The 25,050-nt window shown below is 68.5% G+C and carries 24 protein-coding genes; 9 read left to right on the top strand and 15 right to left on the bottom strand.

Features of this window, described 5'->3' with window-relative positions:
* Nucleotides 1-84 precede the first annotated feature (84 nt).
* Nucleotides 85-1,248: a glycogen synthase gene (gene glgA / locus Y900_RS18890; protein WP_036343819.1), complete on the top strand. Its 1,164-nt coding sequence runs from the start codon at nt 85-87 to the stop codon at nt 1,246-1,248.
* 67 nt (nt 1,249-1,315) lie between these two features.
* On the opposite strand, the gene Y900_RS31020 is transcribed toward glgA, so the two are convergent.
* The 7 genes from Y900_RS31020 to Y900_RS18860 all read right to left on the bottom strand — a co-directional run bounded on the left by Y900_RS31020 (nt 1,316) and on the right by Y900_RS18860 (nt 6,946).
* Nucleotides 1,316-1,483, bottom strand: coding sequence for a DUF3117 domain-containing protein (locus Y900_RS31020; protein WP_005059648.1), 168 nt, complete (start codon nt 1,481-1,483; stop codon nt 1,316-1,318).
* Nucleotides 1,484-1,647: 164 nt separating this feature from the next.
* Complete coding sequence (locus tag Y900_RS18885) at nt 1,648-2,226, bottom strand: DNA-3-methyladenine glycosylase I (protein WP_036343817.1); 579 nt, start codon at nt 2,224-2,226, stop codon at nt 1,648-1,650.
* The gene (locus tag Y900_RS18880; protein WP_036343814.1) at nt 2,223-2,573 is read right to left on the bottom strand and encodes a DivIVA domain-containing protein; all 351 of its coding nucleotides are present in this window, start codon (nt 2,571-2,573) and stop codon (nt 2,223-2,225) included. The genes Y900_RS18885 and Y900_RS18880 overlap by 4 nt, the downstream gene beginning before the upstream one ends.
* Before the next feature lie 89 nt (nt 2,574-2,662).
* Nucleotides 2,663-3,598, bottom strand: a complete 936-nt coding sequence (locus Y900_RS18875; protein ID WP_036343812.1) for a glucosyl-3-phosphoglycerate synthase — start codon at nt 3,596-3,598, stop codon at nt 2,663-2,665.
* Nucleotides 3,595-4,470 carry a dihydropteroate synthase gene (folP, locus tag Y900_RS18870; protein WP_036343810.1) on the bottom strand — a complete coding sequence of 292 codons (876 nt, stop codon included), beginning with the start codon at nt 4,468-4,470 and terminating at the stop codon, nt 3,595-3,597. The genes Y900_RS18875 and folP overlap by 4 nt, the downstream gene beginning before the upstream one ends.
* 47 nt (nt 4,471-4,517) lie before the next feature.
* Nucleotides 4,518-6,332, bottom strand: a complete 1,815-nt coding sequence (gene fadD6 / locus Y900_RS18865) for a long-chain-acyl-CoA synthetase FadD6 (protein ID WP_036347234.1) — start codon at nt 6,330-6,332, stop codon at nt 4,518-4,520.
* Nucleotides 6,333-6,382: 50 nt separating this feature from the next.
* A complete protein-coding gene (locus tag Y900_RS18860) occupies nt 6,383-6,946 on the bottom strand; it encodes a cytokinin riboside 5'-monophosphate phosphoribohydrolase (RefSeq protein WP_036343808.1) in 564 nt (187 codons plus the stop codon).
* Nucleotides 6,947-7,018: 72 nt separating this feature from the next.
* Here Y900_RS18860 and Y900_RS18855 point away from each other — a divergent pair, with 72 nt between their 5' ends.
* Complete coding sequence (locus tag Y900_RS18855) at nt 7,019-9,088, top strand: ATP-binding protein (RefSeq protein ID WP_036343806.1); 2,070 nt, start codon at nt 7,019-7,021, stop codon at nt 9,086-9,088.
* On the opposite strand, the gene dapE is transcribed toward Y900_RS18855, so the two are convergent.
* Nucleotides 9,078-10,142 carry a succinyl-diaminopimelate desuccinylase gene (gene dapE / locus Y900_RS18850; protein WP_036343805.1) on the bottom strand — a complete coding sequence of 355 codons (1,065 nt, stop codon included), beginning with the start codon at nt 10,140-10,142 and terminating at the stop codon, nt 9,078-9,080. The two genes, Y900_RS18855 and dapE, sit on opposite strands and share 11 nt — an antisense overlap.
* A gap of 46 nt (nt 10,143-10,188) precedes the next feature.
* Here dapE and dapD point away from each other — a divergent pair, with 46 nt between their 5' ends.
* Nucleotides 10,189-11,133 (top strand): 2,3,4,5-tetrahydropyridine-2,6-dicarboxylate N-succinyltransferase, encoded by a 945-nt coding sequence (gene dapD, locus Y900_RS18845; protein ID WP_036347232.1) that lies wholly within the window; start codon nt 10,189-10,191, stop codon nt 11,131-11,133.
* 121 nt (nt 11,134-11,254) lie between these two features.
* Nucleotides 11,255-13,219, top strand: coding sequence for a 4-alpha-glucanotransferase (gene malQ / locus Y900_RS18840; protein WP_036343803.1), 1,965 nt, complete (start codon nt 11,255-11,257; stop codon nt 13,217-13,219).
* Between the two features lie 18 nt (nt 13,220-13,237).
* On the opposite strand, the gene Y900_RS18835 is transcribed toward malQ, so the two are convergent.
* Nucleotides 13,238-13,585 carry a VOC family protein gene (locus Y900_RS18835; protein ID WP_036343801.1) on the bottom strand — a complete coding sequence of 116 codons (348 nt, stop codon included), beginning with the start codon at nt 13,583-13,585 and terminating at the stop codon, nt 13,238-13,240.
* Nucleotides 13,582-14,982 (bottom strand): acyl-CoA synthetase, encoded by a 1,401-nt coding sequence (locus Y900_RS18830; protein ID WP_036347230.1) that lies wholly within the window; start codon nt 14,980-14,982, stop codon nt 13,582-13,584. Before Y900_RS18830 ends, Y900_RS18835 begins: the two co-directional genes overlap by 4 nt.
* A gap of 81 nt (nt 14,983-15,063) precedes the next feature.
* Here Y900_RS18830 and Y900_RS18825 point away from each other — a divergent pair, with 81 nt between their 5' ends.
* From Y900_RS18825 to Y900_RS18815, 3 genes are all read left to right on the top strand, one after another.
* Nucleotides 15,064-15,558, top strand: coding sequence for an NUDIX domain-containing protein (locus Y900_RS18825; RefSeq protein WP_420329829.1), 495 nt, complete (start codon nt 15,064-15,066; stop codon nt 15,556-15,558).
* An 86-nt stretch (nt 15,559-15,644) separates the two neighbouring features.
* A complete protein-coding gene (locus Y900_RS18820; protein ID WP_109751094.1) occupies nt 15,645-16,148 on the top strand; it encodes an Rv2253 family sensor-like surface protein in 504 nt (167 codons plus the stop codon).
* Between the two features lie 32 nt (nt 16,149-16,180).
* Nucleotides 16,181-17,485, top strand: coding sequence for an acyltransferase family protein (locus tag Y900_RS18815; RefSeq protein ID WP_036347224.1), 1,305 nt, complete (start codon nt 16,181-16,183; stop codon nt 17,483-17,485).
* On the opposite strand, the gene Y900_RS18810 is transcribed toward Y900_RS18815, so the two are convergent.
* The 3 genes from Y900_RS18810 to pruA form a co-directional block, all read right to left on the bottom strand.
* Nucleotides 17,460-18,182, bottom strand: a complete 723-nt coding sequence (locus tag Y900_RS18810) for a sulfite exporter TauE/SafE family protein (RefSeq protein ID WP_237752598.1) — start codon at nt 18,180-18,182, stop codon at nt 17,460-17,462. The genes Y900_RS18815 and Y900_RS18810 overlap by 26 nt on opposite strands.
* Before the next feature lie 72 nt (nt 18,183-18,254).
* Complete coding sequence (locus Y900_RS18805; RefSeq protein ID WP_036343798.1) at nt 18,255-19,211, bottom strand: proline dehydrogenase family protein; 957 nt, start codon at nt 19,209-19,211, stop codon at nt 18,255-18,257.
* Nucleotides 19,211-20,842, bottom strand: a complete 1,632-nt coding sequence (gene pruA / locus Y900_RS18800; protein ID WP_036343796.1) for an L-glutamate gamma-semialdehyde dehydrogenase — start codon at nt 20,840-20,842, stop codon at nt 19,211-19,213. Before pruA ends, Y900_RS18805 begins: the two co-directional genes overlap by 1 nt.
* An 83-nt stretch (nt 20,843-20,925) precedes the next feature.
* On the opposite strand from pruA, the gene Y900_RS18795 reads away from it, so the two are divergent.
* Both Y900_RS18795 and Y900_RS18790 read left to right on the top strand, forming a co-directional pair.
* Nucleotides 20,926-22,488, top strand: coding sequence for a PucR family transcriptional regulator (locus Y900_RS18795; RefSeq protein WP_036343795.1), 1,563 nt, complete (start codon nt 20,926-20,928; stop codon nt 22,486-22,488).
* A gap of 181 nt (nt 22,489-22,669) precedes the next feature.
* Nucleotides 22,670-23,308: a porin MspA gene (locus Y900_RS18790; RefSeq protein WP_036343794.1), complete on the top strand. Its 639-nt coding sequence runs from the start codon at nt 22,670-22,672 to the stop codon at nt 23,306-23,308.
* 40 nt (nt 23,309-23,348) lie between these two features.
* Here Y900_RS18790 and dapC read toward each other — a convergent pair whose 3' ends face one another.
* Nucleotides 23,349-24,476: a succinyldiaminopimelate transaminase gene (dapC, locus tag Y900_RS18785; protein WP_051660148.1), complete on the bottom strand. Its 1,128-nt coding sequence runs from the start codon at nt 24,474-24,476 to the stop codon at nt 23,349-23,351.
* A gap of 43 nt (nt 24,477-24,519) precedes the next feature.
* Nucleotides 24,520-24,843 carry a ferredoxin gene (gene fdxA / locus Y900_RS18780; protein WP_036343792.1) on the bottom strand — a complete coding sequence of 108 codons (324 nt, stop codon included), beginning with the start codon at nt 24,841-24,843 and terminating at the stop codon, nt 24,520-24,522.
* Between the last annotated feature and the right edge of the window lie 207 nt (nt 24,844-25,050).

The following is a 25,050-nucleotide window of genomic DNA, read 5'->3' as shown; positions in this document are numbered from 1 at the left end:
AGCACGTTGACCCACAAGGTCGGGGCGAGCGAAGCGACGGGGAAGAGGATGCGCCGCGCAGCGCGGGCCACTACCGTCGGGCGTATGCGGGTGGCGATGATGACTCGGGAATATCCACCCGAGGTTTACGGCGGGGCGGGCGTACACGTGACGGAACTCGTCGCTCAATTGCGGCGGCTGTGCGAGGTGGACGTGCACTGTATGGGCGCTCCGCGCCCGGGCGTCTTCGTCCATCAGCCCGACTCTGCCCTCAAGGGGGCCAACCCGGCGCTGTCGACGCTGTCCGCGGATCTGGTGATGGCCGATGCGGCCGCCGAGGCGACGGTGGTGCATTCGCACACCTGGTATACCGGGATGGCCGGTCACCTCGCGTCGCTGCTGTACGACGTCCCCCACGTGCTCACCGCTCACTCCCTCGAACCATTGCGGCCGTGGAAGGCCGAACAGCTCGGCGGCGGCTACCGGGTGTCGCTGTGGGTGGAGCGCACCGCGGTCGAAGCGGCGGACGGGGTGATCGCCGTCAGTTCCGGCATGCGCGACGACGTTCTGTCGGTGTATCCGGCGTTGGACCCCAACCGGGTTCATGTGGTGAAGAACGGAATCGACACCGACGTCTGGTATCCGGCGCCGCCCGAGCGGGGTGAGTCGGTGCTCGCCGAACTCGGCGTCGACCCGTCGCGGCCCATGGTGGCGTTCGTCGGCCGGATCACCCGGCAGAAGGGCGTCCCGCATCTGATCGCCGCGGCGCACCGGTTTGACCCGGAGATCCAGGTGGTGCTGTGCGCAGGCGCGCCGGACACCCCGGAGATCGCCGCCGAGGTGAGCTCGGCCGTGCAGGAACTGGCCGGGCGGCGCAGCGGAGTTTTCTGGGTGCAGGAGTTCCTGCCGATCGGAAAGATCCGCGAAATACTCTCGGCGGCAACAGCTTTCGTGTGCCCCTCGGTGTACGAGCCACTCGGCATCGTCAATCTGGAGGCGATGGCCTGCGGGACCGCGGTGGTGGCGTCCGACGTCGGGGGAATTCCCGAGGTGGTCGACGACGGGGTGACCGGAACTCTGGTGCACTACGAGTCGACGGACCCGGTGGGCTTCGAGGCCGGGCTCGCCGAGGCGGTCAATGCGCTGGTGGGCGATCTGGAGAAGGCGCGCCGCTTCGGGGCAGCCGGGCGGCAGCGCTGCATCGACGAGTTCTCGTGGGCGCACATCGCCGAGCAGACCCTCGAGATTTACCGCAAGGTGTCGGCGTAAGCCGACCGAAGGGCGACCGGCAGAGAAGAAACCCCGCGGGTCACGCGGGGTTTCGAAGGTGGATCAGTTAGCTGGTGACGTTCTTGAGTTCGTCACCCAGGGCGGCGGCCTCGTCGGGTGTCAGCTCAACGACCAGTCGTCCGCCGCCTTCCAGCGGTACCCGCATCACGATGCCGCGCCCCTCCTTGGTTGCTTCCAGCGGACCGTCACCGGTCCGGGGCTTCATCGCCGCCATCGAGTGCTCCCTCCAGGTTCGAGCCGGCCCGTGCTCACGGACCCGGTCCAGCGCCGGGCACGTGGCTAGTGCGTCGGCACTGAACTGCTTGTTTTCGATTCTATTGTTCCTTATCGGCGGGCATTGGTGTGAAAGGGCCGATTAAGAGGGTCCGATTTGCGCCGTCACGCTGCGGTCGGGCGGGGAACCCAGCACGACGCCAGGTGATCGTCGACCATCCCGGTGGCCTGCATCAGCGCGTAGGCGGTGGTGGGGCCGACGAAGCGGAAACCGCGCTTCTTGAGGTCCTTGGCCATCGCCTGGGACTCCGGCGTGATCGCCGGCACGTCGGCCATCGTCTTGGGCCGCGGGCGCCGCGGCGGGGCGTAGGACCACAGCAGATCGGACAGGTCGACGTCCAGTTCGGCGACAGCCCTGGCGTTGGCGATGGTGGCCTCGATCTTGGCGCGGTTACGCACGATGCCCTCGTCGGCCATCAACCGGGTGACGTCACGGTCGGTGTAGCCGGCCACCGTCTCGATGTCGAAATTGTCGAACGCCCGCCGGAAGTTGTCGCGCTTACGCAGGATGATGAGCCACGACAGGCCGCTCTGGAACGCTTCGAGGCTCATCCGCTCGAACAGCGCCACCTGGCCGCGCAGCACCCGGCCCCACTCGTCGTCGTGGTAGTCGCGGTACAACGCCGACTGGCCCTGCACCCAGCCGCAACGGGTGCGGCCGTCGTCCTCGGCGGGTTGGCTCACACCGATTCCTCGTCGGCGGCAGGCGCGGCGTGGTGGGTGTGTACCGGCTCGTCGAGCCCGGCGGCAGCACGCACAGCGGAGAGCTCGCCGCGCAGCTGGTCCAGTTCGGCGCCCAGACGGTCCAGCACCCAGTCCACTTCGCTGGTCTTGTAGCCGCGTAGCACCTGGGTGAACTTCACCGCCTCGACGTCCGCGCCGGTGACACCGGAGGCGGGCAGGACGGTAGCCGTGGTGGCCCGCGGCAGGGGCGGCAGCTGCTCGCCGCGTCCGAACACCAGGCTGGCCACCCCGAACAGGACGATGCCGATCAGGATCAGCACCACCAGGTAGAGCAGGATCAACGTCACGTCACGAGATTACTTGCGTCGACATCCACGTTCTGCACGCTTGCACTCGCATTTCTGCTGCGAAATGTCGGTGTGGGCGAGAGATGGGCTCAGCGCAGGGTGTTCATCGGTGGCCGGTCGGCCAGCGACACCTTGGTGGTCTGCGGCAGGTAGCCGTCGTGTCCGTCGGGCAGGAACTGCGTCAGCCCGATGCCGGAGTCGGCGATGCCGCACCGGGACAGCAGCGTGGCGATCACCTGACGGCTCATCGCGCCCAGCTCGATCAAAGGGCGGTTGCGGTGACTGCGCACGCCGAGGTTGACCTGCGCGATCGCCTGCAGGCCGAGCCGGTCGTAGGTGTCGACCAGCAGGCCGATCTCCACGCCGTAACCCGGCGCGAACGGCACCGACGTCAGCAGCTCGCGGGTGCCGGCGTACTCGCCGCCCAGCGGCTGCAGCACGCAGCCCAGTTCGGGGCGCAGCGCGGCCAGCAGCGGGCGCGCGACCAGCTCGGTGACCCTGCCGCCGCCGTTGGCGTCCTCGCCCTTGCCGACCTTCAGCGGTCGCCGGTAGAAGCCTTTGACCAGGTGAATGCCGTCGCCGGTGAGCAGCGGACCGACCAGTCGCGGCACGAACATCGGATCGGGGTCGATCAAATCGGAGTCGACGAACACGATGATGTCGCCGGTGGTGGCCGCCAGCGAGCGCCACAACACTTCACCCTTGCCGGGCTGCGGCTCCACCTCGGGCACCGCCTGTTCACGGGTGACCACCCGGGCGCCGGCGGCGATGGCTTCGATCTCGGTGTCGTCGGTGGAGCCGGAGTCCAGCACGATCAGCTCGTCGACCAGGCCGCCCAGCAGTGGGCGGATGGTGTCCACCACCGATCCGACGGTCTCCTCCTCGTTGAGCGCAGGCAGGACGACGGAGATGGTGCGGCCGCGTTTGGCGGCCACCAGTTCAGCGATGGTCCAGGTCGGCCGGCTCCAGCTGTGGTCAGACAGCCAGGTGTCGCCGGGAAGTGTGTCGTTGGCGAGTTCGGTCATGCCAAGCCCCTCACCGTCCGCGCCGGCGGACGCTCCCCACGGATCGACGCGACCATTTCCAGTACGCGCCGAGTGGGTCCCACTTCATGCACCCGGAACATCCGGGCTCCGTCGGCGGCGGCCAAAGCGGTCGCTGCCAGCGTGCCCTCGAGGCGTTGGGTGAGCTCCACACCCAAAGTCTCCCCGACGAAATCTTTGTTGCTCAGTGCCATCAGGACGGGCCATCCGGTCTTAACAAGATCTTTTACGTGGCGCAACAAAGTAAGACCGTGGTGAGTGTTTTTGCCGAAATCGTGGGTCGGGTCGATCAAAATCGCGTCCCGGGGCACCCCCAGGGCCACCGCTCGTTCGGCGGCGGAGGTGACCTCGGCGATGACGTCGTCGACCACGCCGGTCACGGTCGTGCCGTAGCTCACCCGGAACGGCCGGGTGCGCGGCGTCGCGCCGCCGGTGTGGGAGCACACCAGCCCGGCCCCGAACTCGGCGGCGACCTCGGGAAGGGCCGGGTCGGCGCCGGCCCAGGTGTCGTTGATCAGGTCCGCTCCGGCCGCGCAGGCCTGCTTTGCGACCGCGGAACGCCAGGTGTCGACGCTGATCAGCTGGTCGGGGTACTCGCCGCGCAGCCATTCGATGAACGGCACCACCCGCGCGATTTCCTCGTCGGCGTCGACCACGGTTCCCGGGCCGGCCTTGACTCCCCCGACGTCGACCACATCGGCCCCCTCGGCGACTACCCGGTGGGCGGCGTCCTTTGCGGCCTCGTCGGTGAAGGTCGCGCCCCGGTCGTAGAACGAGTCGGGTGTGCGGTTGACGATCGCCATGATCAGCGCGCGATCACCGGCCACCGGCCGTCCGCAGAACGTCGACTTCACCCCACCATGGTGCCTGGTGGCGGCGAGTTCGACGAAATGGCCGTTGCCTAGCCTTTGGGCCGGGAGCCGGCCGCCACTTCCTCGGGATACTCGTCGTAGAACGGTACGTAGCCCTCGTCGCGACCCTTCAGTACGTACAGCGGGTCCTTGATCTCCTCGCCGTCGGCGCCGTATCCCTGTTTGCGCAGGTCGACCTTGCGGCTCTTGAACGTCGACGTGGTCTCCAGCGACTCGACGATCCGAACGAACAACGGCACGGCGTAGCCGGGCAGGTTGCCGTAGACGGTCTCGGCCAGCACCTTGCCGTCGAAATCCACCCCGTCACGCAGCTTGACCGCCGCCATCCCGGCGCGGCCGCCGGTGTCGGGCACCTCGACGCCGAACACCGTCGACTCCTCGACGTTCTTGTCCTGGCCCAGCGCGGCCTCGACCTGGGTGGTGGCGACGTTCTCGCCCTTCCACCGGAAGGTGTCGCCGAGGCGGTCGGCGAAGGCGGCGTGGCGCATGCCCTGCGGGTTCATCACGTCGCCGGTGTTGAACCAGACGTCGCCCTCTTTGAACGCGTTGCGCACCAACTTCTTCTCGCTGGCTTCCTTGTCGGTGTAGCCGTCGAACGGCGAGAGCTTGTTGACCGGGCTGATCAGCAGGCCGGGCTCGCCGGGCGCCACCTTGCGGACCCGGCCGTTCTCGTCGCGGGCCGGCTCGCCGGTCTCCGCGTCGTACTCGACATAAGCCAGTGGCATCGGGCTGATGCCGGTGGTCTTGGGAATGTTGAAGATGTTGATGAAGGCGGTGTTGCCCTCGCTGGCGGCGTAGAACTCGGCGACCCGGCCGATGTTGAACCGGCGGGTGAACTCGTCCCAGATCTCCGGGCGCAACCCGTTGCCCGCGATGACGCGGATCTTGTGGGCGCGGTCGGTGTCCTTGGGCGGCTGGTTCAGCAGATAGCGGCACACCTCACCGATGTAGATGAACGCGGTGGCTTCCATCTGAATCACGTCGTCCCAGAACCGCGACGCCGAGAACGACTTACCCAGCGCCAGAGTGCCGCCCGCGTTGATCACCGACGACACCGCGACCGTGAGCGCGTTGTTGTGGTAGAGCGGCAGCGGGCAGTACAGGGTGTCATTGCTGTTGAGCCGCAACCCCAATCCGCCGAACGCCGCCAGCGCGCGCAGCCACCGGTGATGGGTCATCACACTGGCCTTCGGGTGCCCGGTGGTGCCCGAGGTGAAGATGTAGAAGGCGGTGTCCTTGGCCTGGACCTGTGACGCCGACGCCGGGTTGTCGGTCGGCTTGCCCTTCGCCTGCTCGTCGAAGTCCTCGATGGTCTCCAGGTCGGCGACCTCCGCGCCGCTTTCCTTGATCGGATCGATCAGGTCGGATTCGGCGATCACGACCTTCGCGTCCAGCAGACCGATGCTGTGCGACAACACATCTCCGCGCTGGTGGTAGTTCAACATGCCGGCCACCGCGCCGCACTTGACCGCGGCGAGCATCATCAGCACGGCGTGGGGCGAGTTGCGCAGCATGATGCCGACCACGTCGCCGCGGCCAACTCCCTTGTCGGCCAACACCGCCGCCAATCGGTTGGCCGTCTCGTTGGCTTCGCGGTAGGTGATCTTCTCGTCGCCCATCCGGATGAACACGTGGTCTGCGTAGCGCGCGGCGCGATCTTGGAACACCTTGCCGATGGAGGTCTTCGTGGTCGGCAGCGCCAGCAGACCGGTCAGTGCGCCGCGCACGATCACCGGGGCATCCATCACCACCGCCGGCAACCGGGTAGCCAGGTCGAGCAGCCCTACCGAATGCTTCGCATCCGACTTTCCCGCGCCGGATTCGGCAGAACTATTGCTGGCCATCGATGCCACCTCCCGTGTGTCGCCCGTCCCGCGAGTCAGAGTAACCCTGGTCACGTCCGGGGTGCGCAGACGTCGAGAGCCGCCTCGACGACGTCGACGACCGCCAGCCGGTCCAATGCTGCCTGCGCGACGAAACCGGGCTCGACCAGTGACCCCAACCAGGTGCGCAGACCGTCGTAGTGGCCGGTGGGATCGAGGAGCACCACCGGCTTTTCATGCATACCCAGGTACCCCGCGGTCCACGTTTCGAAAAGTTCCTCCAGCGTGCCGATCCCGCCGGGGAGTGCCAGGAAGGCGTCGCTGCGGTCTTCCATGACTTGTTTGCGCTGGCGCATGGTGTCGGTGACGATCAACTCGTCGGCCTCGACGTCGGCCAGCTCCCGGTGCACCAGCGCCTTGGGGATGACGCCGACGGTGCGCCCGCCGTGGGATCGGGCACCCTCGGCCACCGCGCCCATCGCCGAGACGTTGCCGCCGCCGGACACCAACGTCCAGCCGCGGTCGGCAATCGCCTCCCCCACCCGTCGGGCGAGGTCGAGCAGGTCGGGGTGACGCGGGCCGGAAGCGCAGTAGACGCACACCGCCCACTCGCCGTCGCGGTTCTCGGGTTCCACACCGGCAAACCTAACGCAGCCGATTTGCGGCTATTGCCGTGCCGGTGCGGCGGAGGCAAATAAGGTCCGGCTATGCCGAATCGGTGGCCGCTCGTCCCGCGCCAGTCCTGCGACCGCGCGATCGAGCTGCTCGACACTCATCGCGGCCTGGTTTTGGTGGGCGCGGACGGAGTGGGCAAGACGACGCTGGCCGGCCAGATCGCCGAGCGGCTCGGCGAGACGACGCCGGTGCGGGTGAAAGCCACCGCTACCCAAGCCGCGGTGCCGTTCGGCGCGTTCGGCCCACTGGTCGAAGTCCACGAGGTGGGCAAGCCGGCCGCGCTGATTCACTCGGCGCTGGAATCACTACTCGCCCAAGCGAAGAGCACGCTGATCATCGTCGACGACGCTCAGCTGCTCGACCCGCTGTCCGCCAGCCTGGTCTATCAGTTGGCGCGGCACGGGTCGGCCCGACTGATCGTCACGGTACGAGCGGGCGCGGCCCTGCCGTCGGCGGTGGCCGCGCTGACCGACGACGAGCTGCTGGCCACGCTGGACGTCGGCCCTCTCGATCAGGATGAGACCGCAGACGTGCTGACCGCGTTGGGCCAGCCCCTGGGCGACGAGTACCACCGCACCGGCGGCAATCCGTTGGAACTGCGGCTGCACCTGCAGACCCGTTCGGCGGCAACGTCACTGGCCGGCCTGGTCGATGCGTATCTCGCCGAGCTGCCGGGCGGGGTCCGCACCGTGCTGAGCTACCTTGCCGTGCATGAGCCGCTGTCACGCGACGACCTGGCCGCACTCGCCGGTGACGATGCTGTCGCCGAGTCTGAAAACGCCGGTGCCGCAGATCTTTTCGACCAGACGGTGTATGCCGGTCACCCGCTGTTCGCCGAGCGGACGAACCAGGACGCCGACCCGGCCGATATCAGGCGGTTACGGACCGAGATCCTGGCCCGGCTCGCCGCCCAGCCGCATCGCCACCTCTGCGATCGCCTCGGCCGCGCGGCGCTCGCACTGGACAGCGACTCCCCCGAGCCGGTCGACGACGTGGTCGCCGCGGCACAGCAGGCGCTGCGACTCGGCGATCTGCCCCTGAGCGAACGTCTCGCCGGGGCGGCCCTGACGCGCTCCGCACGGTTCGACGCGCGGCTCGCGCTCAGCTACGCACTCGCCTGGCAGGGCCGCGGGCGGGAAGCGGATTCGGTGCTCGCCGACGTCGACGCCGCCACGCTCACCGAGGACGAGGTGATGGCGTGGGCATTGCCGCGGGCGGCCAACCAGTTCTGGATGCTGTCCGAACCCGAGCGCGCCACCGCGTTCCTGCAGAACACCCGCAAGCGGATCAGCACGCCGTCGGCCAGGCTGACCCTGGACGCACTGTCGGCGACGTTCGCGATGAACGCCGGCAATGTGGCCCGCGCACTCGAGATCGCGGCCGGCGTGCTGGCCGCGCCGGAAGCCGAGGACATGGCGGTAGCCTGGGCGGCCAGCGCCTCGGCGCTGTGCTCGGCACGGATGGGCCGCTTCGATCAGGTGGAAGCACTGGCGAAGCGGGCACTGAACGCCGAACATCCCGGCCTGCTGCGCTTCACCGTCGGCCTGGCGCAGACCACCACACTGCTGATGACCGGGCAGCCCGACGCCGCGCTCGCGGCTGCCGGCGAGTTCACCGACTTCGCCGAGCTGGCCCAGCCGGGCCGCTCGATCGGTGAGGTGTTGCTGGCGCAGGTCTTGATCGCGCAGGGCGATCCCGCCGGCGCGGCGCGACTGCTCGACCCGGCTGCGGCCACGCTGGAGCGCACCGGCTACTCGTGGGGACCGCTGTCGCTGATGTATCTGACCACCGCGCTGGCCCAGCTGGGCGAGATCGCCGATTCGGCGAAGGCGCTGAGCCGGGCCGACGCCCGGCATGGCACCAAGTCCGCGTTGTTCGCCCCCGAGTTGGGAGTGGCGCGGGCGTGGCGGCTGGCGACGGTCGGCGACGGCACCCACGCCGCTATCGACGCGGCACGCGAGGCGGCCCGCGGCGCGGAGCGCAGTGGTCAGCTGGGGGTCGCGGTGTGGGCGTGGAACGAGGCGGCGCGACTCGGCGATGCGCAGGCCGCCGGGGCGATCTCGAAGCTGGCGGAGACGGTGGACTGCGCGTTCACCCGGTGAGATAGCGCCGCAACGTCTCGGTGACGGCGGTGATCTGGGCCAGCGCCACCCGTTCGTCGCGTTTGTGCGCCAGATTCGGGTCACCCGGTCCGTAATTCACGGCGGGGATGCCCAGCGCGGCGAACCGGGCGACGTCGGTCCAGCCGAACTTGGCACGCACCATCCCGTCGGCCGCCGCCACCAGCGCCGCCGCGGCGGGATGACTGAGTCCGGGCAGCGCTCCGGCGGCCGCATCGGTCTGTTCCAGGTGTACGTCGAGACCGTCGAACACCTCGCGCACGTGGGCCAGTGCCTGGTCGGGTGAGCGGTCCGGGGCGAACCGGAAGTTCACGGTCAGCTGCGCGGCGTCGGGGATGACGTTGCCTGCCACACCCCCGTCGATCTTCACCGCCGACAGTCCTTCGCGGTATGTACAACCGTCGATGTCGACCATGCGGGCCTGGTAACCGGACAGCCGGTCGAGCACCGGGCCGAGCTTGTGAATAGCGTTGTCGCCCAACCAGGATCGCGCCGAGTGCGCCCGCGTTCCGGTAGCCGAGATCACCACCCGCAGGGTGCCCTGACAGCCGGCCTCGATGTAGCCGCCGGAGGGTTCGCCCAAGATCGCGACGTCTGCGGTCAGCCAGTCCGGAAGCTCGCGCTGGATGCGGTTCAGTCCGTTGGCGGAGGCTTCGATCTCTTCGCAGTCGTAGAAGATCAGGGTGATGTCGTGAGCAGGCTCGGCGATTGTGGCGGCCAGATGCAGGAACACCGCGTCACCGGATTTCATGTCCGAGGTGCCGCACCCGTACAGGTGGTCGGCGTCGAACCGCGACGGCACGTTCTCGGCGATCGGGACGGTGTCGAGGTGTCCGGCCAGCACCACCCGCGAGGGCAGGCCGAAGTTCGTGCGCGCCAGCACGGCGTCGCCGTTTCGGATGATCTCGTAGCCGGACGTCTGCGCGCGCAGCGCCGACTCGACCTCACCTGCGATGCGGGCCTCGTCGCGCGACACACTCGGGATGTCGACGAGCGCGGCGGTCAGCGCGATCGGGTCAGCGTGTAGATCCAACACAACTGACCAGGCTAGCGGGCAGCGCGATGCATTACGGTTGAGCACCGTGACTTCTGCTGCTGGCGTCGGATTGGCCACCATCACCGAGGACGGGACCGTCCTCGACACCTGGTTCCCGGACCCGGAACTGGGCGCCTACAGCCCGTCGGGCAGCACCCGGCTCTCGGTCGCCGAGGTGCCCGACGATCTGGCCGCGGCGACCGGCCCCGATGCGGCGCGCGGGGTGGAGACCATCGTCGTGCGCACGGTGATCGCGGACCTGAACGACAAGCCGCTCGACACCTATGACGCCTACCTGCGGCTGCACCTGCTCTCGCACCGGCTGATCGAGCCGCATGGTTGCAACCTCGACGGCATCTTCGGAGTACTCACCAACGTGGTGTGGACGAACTTCGGCCCGTGTCAGATCGAGGGGTTCGAAGACGTCCGGCTGCGGCTGCGCAGCCGCGGTCATGTGGCGGTCTACGGCGTGGACAAGTTCCCGCGGATGGTCGACTACGTGTTGCCGACCGGGGTGCGGATCGCCGACGCCGACCGGGTGCGCCTCGGTGCGCATCTGGCGCCGGGCACCACCGTCATGCACGAAGGCTTTGTGAACTTCAACGCCGGCACACTCGGGGCGTCGATGGTGGAGGGCCGCATCTCGGCGGGTGTGGTCGTCGACGACGGCTCCGACATCGGGGGCGGCGCATCGATCATGGGCACGCTGTCCGGCGGTGGCACCCAGGTCATCTCAGTCGGCAAGCGCTGCCTGCTGGGCGCCAACGCGGGCCTGGGTATCTCGCTGGGCGACGACTGCATCATCGAAGCCGGCCTGTACGTGACGGCGGGCACCAAGGTCACCACGCCGGACGGCACGACGGTCAAGGCCCGCAACCTGTCCGGAGCGAACAACCTTCTGTTCCGCCGTAATTCGGTGACCGGCGCCGTCGAGGTGGTCGGGCGCGATGGTAAGGGCATCGCGCTCAACACCGCGTTGCACGCGAATTAGGCGGAGGCGCTGCACGCGAATTAGGCGGAGGCGCTGCACGCGAACTAGGCGGAGGCGCTGCACGCCAACCAGCTCGTGTCGCCGCGCGTGTGAAAGATGAGCGCTCGGGTATAGCAGCACCGTGTTCGGAGATGACTTGCGGCAGTTGGCCGCGGCGCATGGCGTGGCCACGTCCTATCGCAACGAGCGACGGGAGCCGGTCGAGGTCGACGCCGACGTGGTGATCCGCGTCCTCGGACTGCTCGACGTCGACGCCAGTACCGAGGACAGCCGGCGCGCCGAATTGGCCAAGCTCAGTGACCTCCGACGTGCAGGACGCCTGGCCCCGACCATCGCTGTCCGACTGGATGGCACACCACACCGGGTGCCCGGAGCCGAACTGCTCGTCGGTGAGGACGGCAGCCGCATCGAGGTCAGCGACGAGCTGTCCGGCGATCTGGTGCCGGGCTGGTACCGGCTGCACACCCGCGACGGCCAGCAGGTGACGCTGGTCGCGGCGCCTGCGCAGGTGCCGCAGACGCCCGACACGTGGGGCTGGATGCTGCAGCTGTATGCGTTGCGCTCACAGCGGTCATGGGGCATCGGCGATTTCGGCGACCTGCGGGAGTTCCTGGAGTGGACGGTCGCCGAGCACGGCGCCGGTGCGGTGCTGCTCAACCCGCTGCACGCGCCCGGCCCGACGCATCCGGTGCAACCGTCGCCCTACACGCCGTCGAGCCGGCGATTCTCCAATCCACTGGCGCTGCGCATCGAGGACCTCGAGGTGTACCGCCGGGCCGATCCGGACACTCGCGCCGAGGTGGACACGCTGCGTGTCTCGGCGACCACCGAGCGGATCGATCACGATCTGGTGTGGGCTGCCAAACGCTCTGCGCTGGAAATGCTCTGGCGCGCGGCAGGCCGGCCCAGCCCACCCGACGGATCCCCTGGCACCGAAGGGTTGACCGATTGGGCGACGTACTGCGCGCTCGCCGAGCGCCATGGCGGGCGGTGGAGCCGCTGGCCCGCCGAACTGCGCGTTGCCAAGGGATCGGCTGTCGTGGCTGCCCGCCGGGAGTTGGCGTCGCGCATCGACTTTCACGCCTGGGTGCAGCAACAGTGCGCCGAGCAGTTGGCCGCGATACGTGCGGCCGGACGAACCACCGGAATGGCCCTCGGTGTGCTGCACGACCTGCCCGTCGGTGTGGACGCCGACGGCGCGGACGCATGGGCGCTGGCCGATGTGCTGGCCGGTGGCGTGAGCGTCGGCGCGCCGCCGGACAACTTCACCCCGCGCGGCCAGGACTGGGGTCTGCCGCCGTGGCGTCCCGACCGACTGGCCGCCACCGGGTACGCGGCACTGCGGGACATGTTGCGCGCCATCCTGACTCACGCGGACGGTCTGCGCATCGACCATGTCGCCGGGCTGTGGCGGCTGTGGTGGATTCCGCCCGGCGACACGCCGGACCGCGGTACCTACGTCCACTACGACGCCGACGTCATGCTCGCGGTTCTCGCCCTGGAGGCACATCGGGCCGGTGCGGTCGTCGTCGGGGAAGACCTGGGCACCGTCGAACCGGAGGTCACCGAGGCGTTGGCAGCCAACGGGATGCTCGGCTCGGCGGTCTCGTGGTTCACCCGCGACGAGGCTGACCCGGACCAGCCGCTGCTGGCATCGACGGCGTGGCCGGAACGGGCGGCGGCCAGTCTGTCCACCCATGACCTGCCCACCGCCGCAGGGTTTCTCCACGGCGAACACGTCCGCGCCCGCGCCGAGCTGGGGCTGCTCGACGACGTCCCGGCCGAAGAGGCTGATGCGCACAAGGAGCGTGCCGAATGGCTGACCCTGCTCCGCTCCGAAGGACTGCTTGATGAGCCGGAGCCAGACGAGAAGGCGATCATCGTTGCGATGCACCGCTTCCTGACGAAGACGCCGAGCCGGCTGAAACTGATCTCGCCCTACGACGTCATCGGTGAGCTCCGGCAGCCGAACCTGCCCGGCACGATCGACGAGTACCCGAACTGGCGACTGCCATTGGCCGAGACCATCGAGGAGCTCCGCGCGGATCCGCGTGTCGCCGAGATAGCCGCGGCCTTCCGGCGCTGAAACCCTACGCAGCGAGGGCTAATTCGCCGAGAGAATGCAGAACTCGTTGCCCTCGGGGTCGGCCAGCACCACCCAGCTCTGCTCGCCCTGGCCGATGTCCACGTGGCGCGCGCCGAGGCCGAGCACTCGGTCGACCTCGGCCTGCTGGTCGTCGGGTGTGAAGTCGAAGTGGATGCGGTTCTTGACCACCTTGTCGTCAGGCACCGCCAGGAACAGCCAGTCGGGCCCGGCGCCGGCGGGGGCGCGCAGAGCCACATCGCCGTCCTCGGTCGGCTCGGCGGCCCAGCCCAGCACCGCCGACCACCACGCGGACAGCGCGTGGATGTCGTGGGCGTCGATGCAGACTTCGCTGAACCGGAGCGTCATTTCATCAGCTCCTTCTTGACGACCTTGCCCATCGCGTTGCGCGGCAGCGATTCGACCAACCGCACTTCCCGTGGCCGCTTGTGCACCGAAAGTTGCTCGGCGACAAAGGTGATCAGGTCCTCAGGGTTGGCATCGCCGACCACGAACGCAACGATCCGCTGGCCGAGATCGGTGTCGGGCAGGCCCACCACCGCGACCTCCTCGACGCCCGGGTGGCCGAGCAGCACCGTCTCGACCTCACCCGCGCCGACCCGGAAGCCACCGGACTTGATCAGGTCCACCGATTCCCGCCCGACGATGCGGTGCATATCATCGCCGCCGATCACGGCGGCATCGCCGGTGCGATACCACCCGTCGGCGTCGAACGCCTCTGCGGTGGCATCGGGCCGGTTGAGGTAGCCCTCGAACACCGTCGGAGCCTTGAGGTGGAGGCTGCCGATGGTCTCGCCGTCGTGCGGCGCGATCGAACCGTCCTCGTGCACCAACCGGGTCTGGACTCCGTTGAGCGGCAAGCCAACCCAGCCGGGCCGTCGTTCACCGTCGGCACGGGTGCTCAGCGTGATCAGCGATTCGGTGCTGCCGTACCGCTCGACAGGTGGCCGGCCGGTCAGTTCGGTCAACTGGGTGAACACCGGCACCGGGAGCGGAGCGCTTCCGGACACCAGCAACCGTGCCGAGGCCAGCGCGGTGGCGGCGCCGGCGTCGGCCACCACCCGCGACCACACCGTCGGCACGCCGAAGTACAGGCTGCCACCGGCGGCCGCATAACCGGCCGGGGTCGGTTTTCCGGTGTGCACGAAGCGATTTCCCACTCGTAGCGATCCGAGCAGCCCCAGGATCAGGCCGTGTACGTGGAACAGCGGCAACCCGTGCACGAGAGTGTCGTCGGGGGTCCACTGCCAGGCCTGGACCAGCGCGTCGATCTGGGCCGCGATGGCACGCCTGCTGATCGGCACGCCTTTGGGCAGCCCGGTCGTGCCGGAGGTATACATGACCATCGCAGTGCTTGACGGCGCAGGCTCGGCGTAGCGGTGCCATGACCGTGCGTGCAGCCGAACCGGAACATGCGGCAGGCCACCGAGATCGGCGGGTGACTCCCCCAGCCAGGCCTGGGCGCCGGAGTCGGTGAGAATGTGCGCGCGTTCGGCGACCCCGACGTCGGCGGGCACCGGCACGAAAGGGACGCCGGCGATCAGGCAGCCGGTGACAGCAAGCACGGTGGCGGCGGTGGGGGTGGCCAGCACGGCGACCTGACGGGCACCGCCGATGCGCTCGGCGACCGACGTGGCTGCCCCGACGAGGTCACTGCGGGACAACACGGCGCCGTCGATCCGCACGGCGTCGCCGATGTCGGCTCCGGCGGCGACGGTGGCGGGATTCAGGGAGGCCAGCAGCACGCCGCCGACGCTACCGAACATACTGGGCGGGTGAAGCCCATCACCCAGCTCTCATCGCGCGAGGTGTACCGCAACCGCTGGATGTCGGTGCGTGAGGACACCGTTGAACGGCCGGACGGCTCCACCGGCATTCACGGCGTCGTCGACCGGCCCGACTATGCGGTGATCATCGCAGTCGACGGCGACCGACTCGCGATGGTCGAGCAGTATCGCTATCCGATGGGAGCCCGTCGCTGGGAGTTCCCCATGGGCACCGTCCCCGGGGAGCCCGACATCGAACCGGCCGATCTGGCGGCCCGCGAACTACGCGAGGAGACAGGGCTGACGGCTGGCTCGCTGATATTGCTCGGCCGTCTCGACGTCGCACCCGGGATCATGAGCCAGCGGGGCTGGGTGTTCCTGGCCGCCGATGTCACCGAGGGCGAGCCCGACCGCGAGCACGAAGAGCAGGACATGCATTTCGAATGGTTCGAGCGCCGTCGGTTCGAGGAGATGGTCCGGACGGGCGAGATCACCGATGCCCAGTCGCTCGCGGCGTATGCGCAACTGCTGCTCAAGGAGCGTTTCGAGGCCTAATCGTGACCGGCACGCGTGGGGCAGATGTGGCAGGTGAGATTTTCTGACGGCTACGCTGATAACTCGCAACGACGTTCCGAGGAGTCATGAGCCGCCAAAGTTGGGGTACCACGCTGGTGGCCGCCGCGACGATATGCGCCGCAGGACTGGTGTCCCCCGCCTCGGCGCACGGACAGCCGCTGGCCTGGAACGGGCGCTATCAGATGACGACCTACGCCTCGCAGAAGGCGGGCACCAGCCCGGCCACTCGTCAGAAGGAGAACGACTTCGGCGCGGTGTTCACCCTGACGACAGCCTGCTCGGGTGGCGCCTGCGTGGCCACCGTCGTCGACGGTCCTGCGCCGAGTAACCCGACGATCCCCCAGCCGACGCGCTACACCTGGAACGGTGCCGAGTGGGCCACCACCTACGACTGGGTGTGGGACTGCTTCCTCGGTGACGGCTACCAGAAGCAATGGAGCCCGGCCACCTCGTGGGCGTTCTACACCCCGCAGCCCGACGGATCCCTGCGCGGCACGTGGCACACCGACATCGCGTCGGGACCCTGCCGCGGCAGCGTCGTCATGCCCGTTTCGGCAGTGCCCGCCTGACCCTGGACCCCGTCGCCCGCACAATGGATAACGTGACCGACACGGCGACCACGACGACGGCGGCGCGTAACCATGCTTTGGACCTCTACCGGGTGGTCGCCCTGGTGTTCGTCGTCATCGGGCACTGGATCGCGGCGGCGCTGACCTTCTCCGACGGCGGGTTCTGGCGAGAGAACCCATTGGTCGACATGCCGTGGACGCAGTGGTTGACGTGGATCTTCCAGGTCGTCCCGGTGTTCTTCGTGGTGGCCGGCTACGCGAGCGCGGTGTCGTGGACCCAGCGCTCCTCCGACGAGTCCAGACAGGCGTGGCTGCGGCGGCGACTGGTCCGCCCGCTGGGGCCGACCGTGGTCTACGTCGTGTTCGCCCTACTGGTCGTGGCTGTTCTCGGCCGGCTCGGGGTGCCGGGCTCAGAGCTCGACTTCGGCGCCTGGGCGGTCGCCATGCATCTGTGGTTCCTGGGCATCTATGTGGTGGTGGTCGCGCTGACCCCGGTCGCGGTGGCCGCGCACCGGCGCTGGGGCAAGTGGGTGCCGTTCGTGATGACGCTCGCCGTCGCGGCGGTCGATGTGGCGGCCATCGGCACTCACCTGCCCTACGTCGGCTGGTTGAACCATCTGCTGGTCTGGGGGGTGCTCTACCAGCTCGGCATCGCTTGGCACGACGGCACACTGTGCCGTCGTGCGGCGATCGCGGTGGCTGTTCTGTCGGCGATCGTGCTGGCGCTGGCGGTCACCGTCGGGCCCTATCCGGTCAGCATGATCGGGGTCCCCGGTGCGGCCGTGAACAACACCGGACCGCCCAACCTGGCGCTTCTGGCGCTCGGCGGGGTCCAGGCCGGTGTGGCGCTGGCCATGGCGCCCACGGTGAACCGGATGGTGAAGTCCGTTCGTACGCAGCGTGTTCTGACCGTCGCCAACGACAACGTGATGGCCCTTTACCTGTGGCATATGGTCCCGGTGGTGATCGTGGCGGTGGCCGGCTATCCCACCGGGCTGCTGCCGCAACCGACCCTCGGCACGGCGGCCTGGTGGTGGTTCCGGCTGGAGTGGGTGGCGATCCTGGCCGTGGTGACGGCGGTCGAGCTGCTGTTGCTGTGGTGGGGCCGCCGGTTGTTCTCGGCGCCGCTGCCGACGGTTGGGCTGCCCATCCCGTACCGGCTCGGCGAGGTGCTGTTGTTCGCGGGCACCGTGACGATTGCGCTGACCATCTCCGTGTTCGCCTCACTCGGCTTCGCCCCCGGCGGCCGGTTCCCCCTTGCCGTCACCATCGCCTTCGCCGTGGGCGTCCTGCTGGTGTCGGTGTCGCCGGTCAGTAGGCGTCGAAACCGAGTTTGACCGCGAGCACCAGGCCCGCGACGCCGATGAGGATGCGCAGCGGGGTGCCCGGTGCGTGCCGGACCACGACGGGTCCCAGCCGGGATCCGATCAGGCAGCCGGCGCCCAGCGGGATGACCGCGAGCCAGTGCACCGGCGCGAGGAACGCGAACAGCACCGCGGCAACGGTGTTGGCCAGCCCGAGCAGGATGTTCTTGGCGGCATTGGCGTGGGCGAGGCTGTCGGCCCCGGCGTTGAGCAGCAACGCCAGGAGCAGCACGCCGGCCGCGGCACCGAAATAGCCGCCGTACAGGGCGATTCCGAAGATCGCGACGCCCTCGGCGAGCACAACGAGTCGGCGCCGGCGCCCGGGATGGGGTGTGCCGCGCGGAGCGACGATCGCCACCGAGCCCAGCGCGAGCAGGATCGGAACCACCTTCTCGAAAGCGTCGGCCGGGGTGGTCAGCAGCAGTACCGCGCCGGCCGCCCCGCCCGTGAGGGTCACCGGCGCCATTCGGGTGATGAAGCGTCCTTGTCCGACCAGTTCGGGCCGGGATCCCCACGCCGAGCCGATGCCGTTGAACACCAGGGCCACCGTGTTGGTCACATTCGCCGTCACCGGCGGCAACCCTATCGCCAGCAGGGCCGGGTAGGTGGCCACCGAAGCCAGCCCGGCGATGCTGCCCGTCAATCCACCGAGCACACCGGCGATCAGCAAGGTGATGGCGTCGAGTGCGCTCAGGTTGGTGTCTCTCTATCGTCCGGCGGGCTCGAGCGCAGGACCCGGGGATCAGCGGTGGGTCAGGGCTCGTAGAAAGAACATCAGGTTGGCCGGGCGCTCGGCAAGTCGGCGCACGAAGTACCCGTACCACTGCGTGCCGAACGGCAGGTACACCCGAACCTGGTTGCCCTCCGCTGCGAGCCGACGCTGCTCGCCGTCCCGGATGCCATAGAGCATCTGGTACTCGAAACGGTCTGTACCCCGGCCGAATTCGTTCGCCATCTCCGTGGCGGCCACGATGACCGCGGGATCATGCGATGCGACCATCGGATATCCGTTACCGGCCATCAGCGTACGCAAACAGCGCAGGTAGGACCCGGTGACCCCGGCGGCGTCCCGATAGGCCACCGACGCCGGTTCGTCGTAGGCGCCCTTGCACAGCCGGATCCGCGCGCCGACTGCCGCGAATTCTGCGCAGTCGGTCTCGCTTCGCTTGAGGTAAGCCTGCAAAACAGTTCCCAGCCAATCGAATTCGATGCGCAGCTCGCGCACGATCGACAACGTCGAGTCGGTGGTGGTGTGATCCTCGGCGTCGACGGTGACCCAGACGCCGACCTGCTGCGCCCGTTGGCAGATCGTATGCGCGTTCTCGAATGCGATCTTGTCGCCGTCCTTGGGAAGTGCCTGGCCGAGCGCGGACAGTTTGAGCGAGACCTCCAGCGGGCGGACGATGGCCGCATTTTCGGATCGGGCGCCGAGCGCGTCGAGTAGGTCGAGGTAGGCCTTGACGGTGGCCTCGGCCGCGTCGGTGTCGGTGACGTCCTCACCGAGGTAGTCGATACTGACCAGCCGTCTCGAGTCACGCAGCGCGCCGGCCGCGGCCAGTGCGTCGTCCGTCGTCTCCCCTGGTACGAACCGGCCGACCACGTCACGCGCGATCGGCAGGCGCTCGGCGCTGTGCCGCAACCGATTCGAGCGGCCGGCGGCCAGGATGGCCGGCCGGGCGACCCGGGTGAACGTACTCATCAGTCCACTCCCATGTGCGGATAGGTGTGATCGGTGGGCGGAACGAAGGTCTCCTTGATTGACCGTGCCGAGGTCCAGCGCAGCAGGTTGAGCGGTGAACCCGCCTTGTCGTTGGTGCCTGAGGCCCGCGATCCGCCGAACGGCTGCTGGCCGACGACCGCACCGGTCGGCTTGTCGTTGACATAGAAGTTGCCCGCGGCGAATCGCAGTCGCTCGGCGGCGGTCTGCACAGCGGCCCGGTCGTCGGCGATCACCGCGCCGGTGAGCGCATAGCGGGAGCCGCCGTCGACGACGTCGAGAACCGAATCGAATTCGTCGTCGGGATAGACATGGATCGCCAAGATCGGGCCAAAGTACTCGGTAGAGAAGGCCTCGTCGGTCGGATCGTCGGACAACAGAACGGACGGACGCACGAAATAGCCTTCGCTGTCGTCACATTCACCACCGACGGCGACGGTGATATGAGGCCCGCACTTCGCTCGTTCCAAAGCCCGCGATATCTTGGCGAACGCGCGGGCGTCGATCACGGCCCCGCCGTAGTTCGACAGGTCGGTGACGTCGCCGTAGGTCAGCGCCTCGGTGGCGCCGAGGAAGTCGTCGCCCATGGTCTGCCACACCGAGCGCGGGATGAATGCCCGCGAAGCGGCCGAACACTTCTGGCCCTGATAGTCGAATGCCCCGCGAATCAGCGCGGTGCGCAACGCATCCGGATCGGCCGAGCGGTGCGCGACGATGAAGTCCTTACCGCCGGTCTCGCCCACCAGCCGCGGATAGCTGTCGTAGTCGGCGATGCGGGTGCCGACCTCACGCCACAGGTGCTGGAAGGTGGCGGTCGATCCGGTGAAGTGGATACCGGACAGCCGCCGGTCGGCCAGCACCACGTCGGAGACCGCGAACCCGTCCCCGGTGACGAGATTGATCACGCCCGGCGGCAGGCCGGCGGCTTCGAGCAACTGCATTGTCAGATACGCCGCGAAGGTCTGGGTGATCGACGGCTTCCACACCACGGTGTTGCCCATCAGCGCAGGCGCCGTCGGCAGGTTGGCGGCAATAGCGGTGAAGTTGAACGGGGTGACGGCGTACACGAAGCCGTCCAGGGGGCGGTAGTCGGTGCGGTTCCATACCCCTGGACCGCTGATCGGCTGCTGGGCCAGGATCTGTCGGGCGAAGGCCACATTGAAGCGCCAGAAGTCGACCAGCTCGCAGGGGGCGTCGATCTCGGCCTGGTAGGCGGTCTTGGACTGGCCCAGCATGGTGGCAGCGGCGATCTTCTCCCGCCACGGGCCTGCCAGCAGGTCGGCGGCACGCAGGAACACCGCGGCCCGTTCGTCGAACCCGGCGGCAGCCCAGTCGTGTTTGGCGGTCATCGCAGCCTCGACCGCGCCGGTGGCGTCGGCGGCCGTGCCGTTGGTCAGCGTGCCCAGCCGGGAGCTGTGCCGGTGGGGTTGGACCACGTCGATGCGATCGCCCTCGCCGAGGCGGTGAGCGCCGCCGATCACGTGCGGCAGGTCGACGGGGTTGGCGGAGAGCTCGTGCAGGGCCACGGTGAGGCGGTCTCGTTCGGAAGATCCTGGCGCATAGTCGTGGACCGGCTCGTTGGCCGGCGCGGGAACATCGGTGCGGGCGTCCATGACCCCAGAATGACTCTCGACGCACGCCAAACTGTTGGCTGATCCGCCAAGACTTCGGCGATCTACTAGTAGCATCGGCCAATATGCGGGCGGCCGGTGTCAGCCTGGGTCAGCTGGTGTTGGCCCTGGATGCGACGTTGGTGCGGCTCGTCGAGGCACCCCGGGGCCTGGACCGGCCGGTCCGCTCGGCGGCACTGATCGACGCGGACGACGTGCGGCTGGGCCTCGCGGTCAGCACCGGCTCTGCAGACGTGTTCTTCCTTCTCGGCATCTCCGACACTGACGCGGTGCGATGGCTGGACCGGCAGGTCGCCGCGCACGGCTCCCCCGCGGCGATCTTCGCCAAGGAGCCGTCCGACGCGGTCCTCGCCCGGGCCGTCGCCGCCGGTACCGCTGTCGTCGCCGTCGAACCGAAAGCTCGCTGGGAACGGCTGTACCGCCTGGTCAACCACGTCTTCGAGCACCGTCGCACCGACTCGCTCACCGATTCAGGTACGGATCTTTTCGCGCTGGCGCAGTCGATCGCCGACCGCACACACGGCATGGTCAGCATCGAGGACGCGCAGTCGCACGTGCTGGCCTATTCGGCGTCCAACGACGAGGCCGACGAGCTGCGTCGACTGTCCATTCTGGGCCGGGCCGGACCGCCGGAACATCTGCGATGGATCGCCCAGTGGGGCATCTTCGATCGGTTGCGCGCAGGCCCCGAGGTGGTGGCGATCGAGGAGCGGCCCGAGCTGGGCTTGCGGCCGCGGCTGGCGATCGGCATCCATCACCAGGACGGGCCGCCGGTATTCGACGGCACCATCTGGGTACAGCAGGGCACCCGACCGCTGGCCGACGACGCCGACGAGGTGTTGCGCGGCGCAGCGGTGCTGGCCGCGCGGATCATGGCGCGACTGGCCGCACGGCCGTCGGCGCACCTGCTGGCCGTACAGCAACTGCTCGGGCTGGCCGACCCCGACGGGGTCGACCTGGCCGGGGTAGCCCGCGAACTGTGCGTCCCCCTCGACGGCCGCGCTGCGGTGATCGGCTTCGTCACCACCGGCGCCGACCCTCGGCTGCCCGACGTTCTGGCGTTGAGCGCCAGCGCTTTCCGCCCCGACGCGCAGGTGGCCACCGGCGGTTCGCGGGTCTACGTCGTGCTGCCGGACTCCGGGCGCACCGCCGCGGTGGTGTCCTGGGTCCGCGGCACCATCGGCACGCTGCACGCCGAGCTCGGACTGGACCTGCACGCGGTGATCGCCGCCCCGATCGCCGGGCTGGCCGCTGTCGCCGGTGCCCGCCGCGAGATCGACCGCGTCTTCGACAGCGCCCAGCGTCATCCGGTGTTCGGCAAGGTGACCACGCTGGCCGAGGCACGCACCACGGTGCTGCTCGACGAGATCGTCACGCTCGTGGCCGCCGACGAGCGGCTGATCGATCCGCGGGTGCGCGCCCTGCGAGAGGCCGACCCGACGTCGGCCGAGACCCTGCGGGTCTACCTGGACTGTTTCGGCGATGTGGGGGCGGCTGCAGCGGCGCTTCATGTTCATCCGAACACGGTGCGCTACCGGGCGCGCCGCCTCGAGCAGGCACTTTCCACTTCGCTGAGCGATCCCGACGTCCGGCTATTACTTTCGTTGAGCCTGCGGGCGACCGCGTGATCAGAGCAGTCAAACAGCCGCGCCGCGTTAGCGGAAATTTTTTGACCATCCCGGTAACACTGTTGCATCTGTTGCCGATGAGGCTTTTGTCATGACTGGCTGTGAAGCTCGTCACGGCGCCAGAACCTCGGTGAACCGGGCCCCCCGATCACCGTCGAACCACTGAGCACAAGGGGTCAGGATGAAATACATGGGTCGAGTGCTGGTGGCGATGATCGCTGCCGTCGCGGCGTTGTTCGTCGGGACGGGCACCTCGCACGCAGGTTTGGATAATGAGCTGAGTCTGGTCGACGGCGGTGGCCGGACGATGACGGTGCAGCAGTGGGACACCTTCCTCAACGGTGTGTTCCCGTTGGACCGCAACCGGCTGACCCGGGAGTGGTTCCACTCCGGCAAGGCTGTCTACAGCGTGGTCGGCCCGGGTGCCGACCAGTTCGCGGGCACCTTGGAGCTGGGCTATCAGGTGGGCTTCCCGTGGTCGCTGGGTGTGGGCATCAACTTCAGCTACACCACACCCAACATCCTGATCGACGACGCGAGCATCTCGCCGACGAACTTCAACCCGCTGGGTTCGGTGATCACCCCGAACCTGTTCCCGGGTGTGTCGATCTCCGCCGACCTGGGCAACGGCCCCGGTATCCAGGAAGTCGCCACGTTCTCCGTCGACGTCACAGGCCCCAACGGCTCGGTCGCGGTGGCCAACGCCCACGGCACCGTCACCGGTGCTGCCGGCGGCGTGCTTCTGCGCCCCTTCGCCCGCCTGATCTCCAAGGCCGGCGACAGCGTCACCACCTACGGCGAACCCTGGAACATGAACTGACAATGCGTTTCTGACCCCCGCTTGGGCTGGGGCGGCTGGCTCAGGCCAGCCGCTCCGCCGCGGCGGCGATCCGTTCGTCCGTCGCGGTCAGAGCCACCCGAACGTGCTGTGAACCACGAGCCCCGTAGAACTCCCCGGGGGCGACGAGGATGCCACGCTCGGCCAGCCACGCCAGCGTCGTCCGGCACGGCTCACCGCGGGTGGCCCAGAGATACAGACCGGCCTCGGAGTGGTCGACGGTGAAACCCGCCGACCGCATCGCGGCCAGCATGACATCGCGGCGGCGCGCATAGCGTTGCCGCTGCTCTATTTCATGGGCATCGTCGTCGAGCGCGACCACCATGGCCGCCTGAACCGGCCCCGGAACCATCATCCCGGCATGCTTGCGCACCGCGAGCAGCTCGGCGACCACATAGGGGTCGCCGGCGACGAACCCGGCGCGATACCCCGCCAGCGACGAGCTCTTCGACAGCGAGTGCACCGCCAGCAGCCCGGTGTGGTCGCCGTCGCTGACCGACGGGTGCAGAACTGACGTCGGCTCCTCCTCCCATGCCAGGCCCAGATAGCACTCGTCGGACACCACGAGCGTGCCGCGTTCGCGGGCCCATTCGACGACCTTGCGCAGGTGGTCGCGGCCCAGGACCTTGCCGGTCGGGTTGCTCGGCGAGTTGATGAACAGCACCGCGGGCGACTCGGGTCCGAGCTGGGTCACCGAGTCCGCCGGGATCACCCGGGCGTACGCCAGCCGCGCCGCCACGTCATACGTCGGATAGGCCAGCTCCGGAACGACCACCAGATCGTCGGCGCCCAGACCCAGCAGAGTCGGCAGCCACGCGATCAGTTCCTTGGTGCCGATCACCGGGAGGACGGCGTGCTCCGGCAGGCCGGTGATGCCGTAGCGCCGGTGCAGCGCGGCCACCGCGGAGGCCCGCAGCGCGGGCGTTCCCGCCGTCGTCGGATATCCCGGCGCCGAACTCGCCGCAGCCAATGCCTCCCGGATCACCGGCGCCACCGGATCGACGGGTGTGCCCACCGAAAGGTCGACGATGCCACCCGGGTGAGCCCGCGCGGTGGCCGTCACCTCAGCAAGGGTGTCCCACGGGAAAACCGGCAGCACCGCCGAGCGAGGATGCCGAGCGTAGCGAGGAGGAGCAGGCGAATCAGACATCAGCCCATACCGGACGACGCCGCGCGCAACGGGACGGCAGCCGTCAGGCCTCTTCCTTCGGAGGCAGGTCCTTGACCACCTGCGGGTCGTTGTCGGTCTGGCCGACCTTGGAGGCACCGCCCGGCGAACCCAGCTCGGCGAAGAAGTCGGCGTTGATCTGGGTGTAGGAGGCCCACTGATCCGGGACGTCGTCCTCGTAGTAGATCGCCTCGACGGGGCAGACCGGCTCGCACGCGCCGCAGTCGACGCACTCGTCGGGGTGGATGTACAGCATGCGCGCACCCTCATAAATGCAGTCGACCGGGCACTCTTCGATACATGCCTTGTCCTTGATGTCGACGCAGGGCTCGGCGATCGTGTACGTCACTTGAGGTTCTCCTCGGTCTGCTCTATTCGGGGTGGCTGTATGTCTGCGGGGCCGCTGGGAACGCCTAGTATCCGATGCCGGTCACCGGATAGCCGACTCAGTGTGCCCTAACTTGTCGCCCATCGGAGTGCCGGTCGGCACAGGTGTTGCGAGTGGTTACTGATACTAGACGTTTCGTATATTAGCGACCTATACCCGCAGAGACCG

The sequence above is a fragment of the Mycolicibacterium aromaticivorans JS19b1 = JCM 16368 genome (assembly GCF_000559085.1).
Taxonomy (GTDB): Bacteria; Actinomycetota; Actinomycetes; order Mycobacteriales; family Mycobacteriaceae; genus Mycobacterium; species Mycobacterium aromaticivorans.
This window is presented reverse-complemented; position numbering and strand designations above follow the sequence as displayed.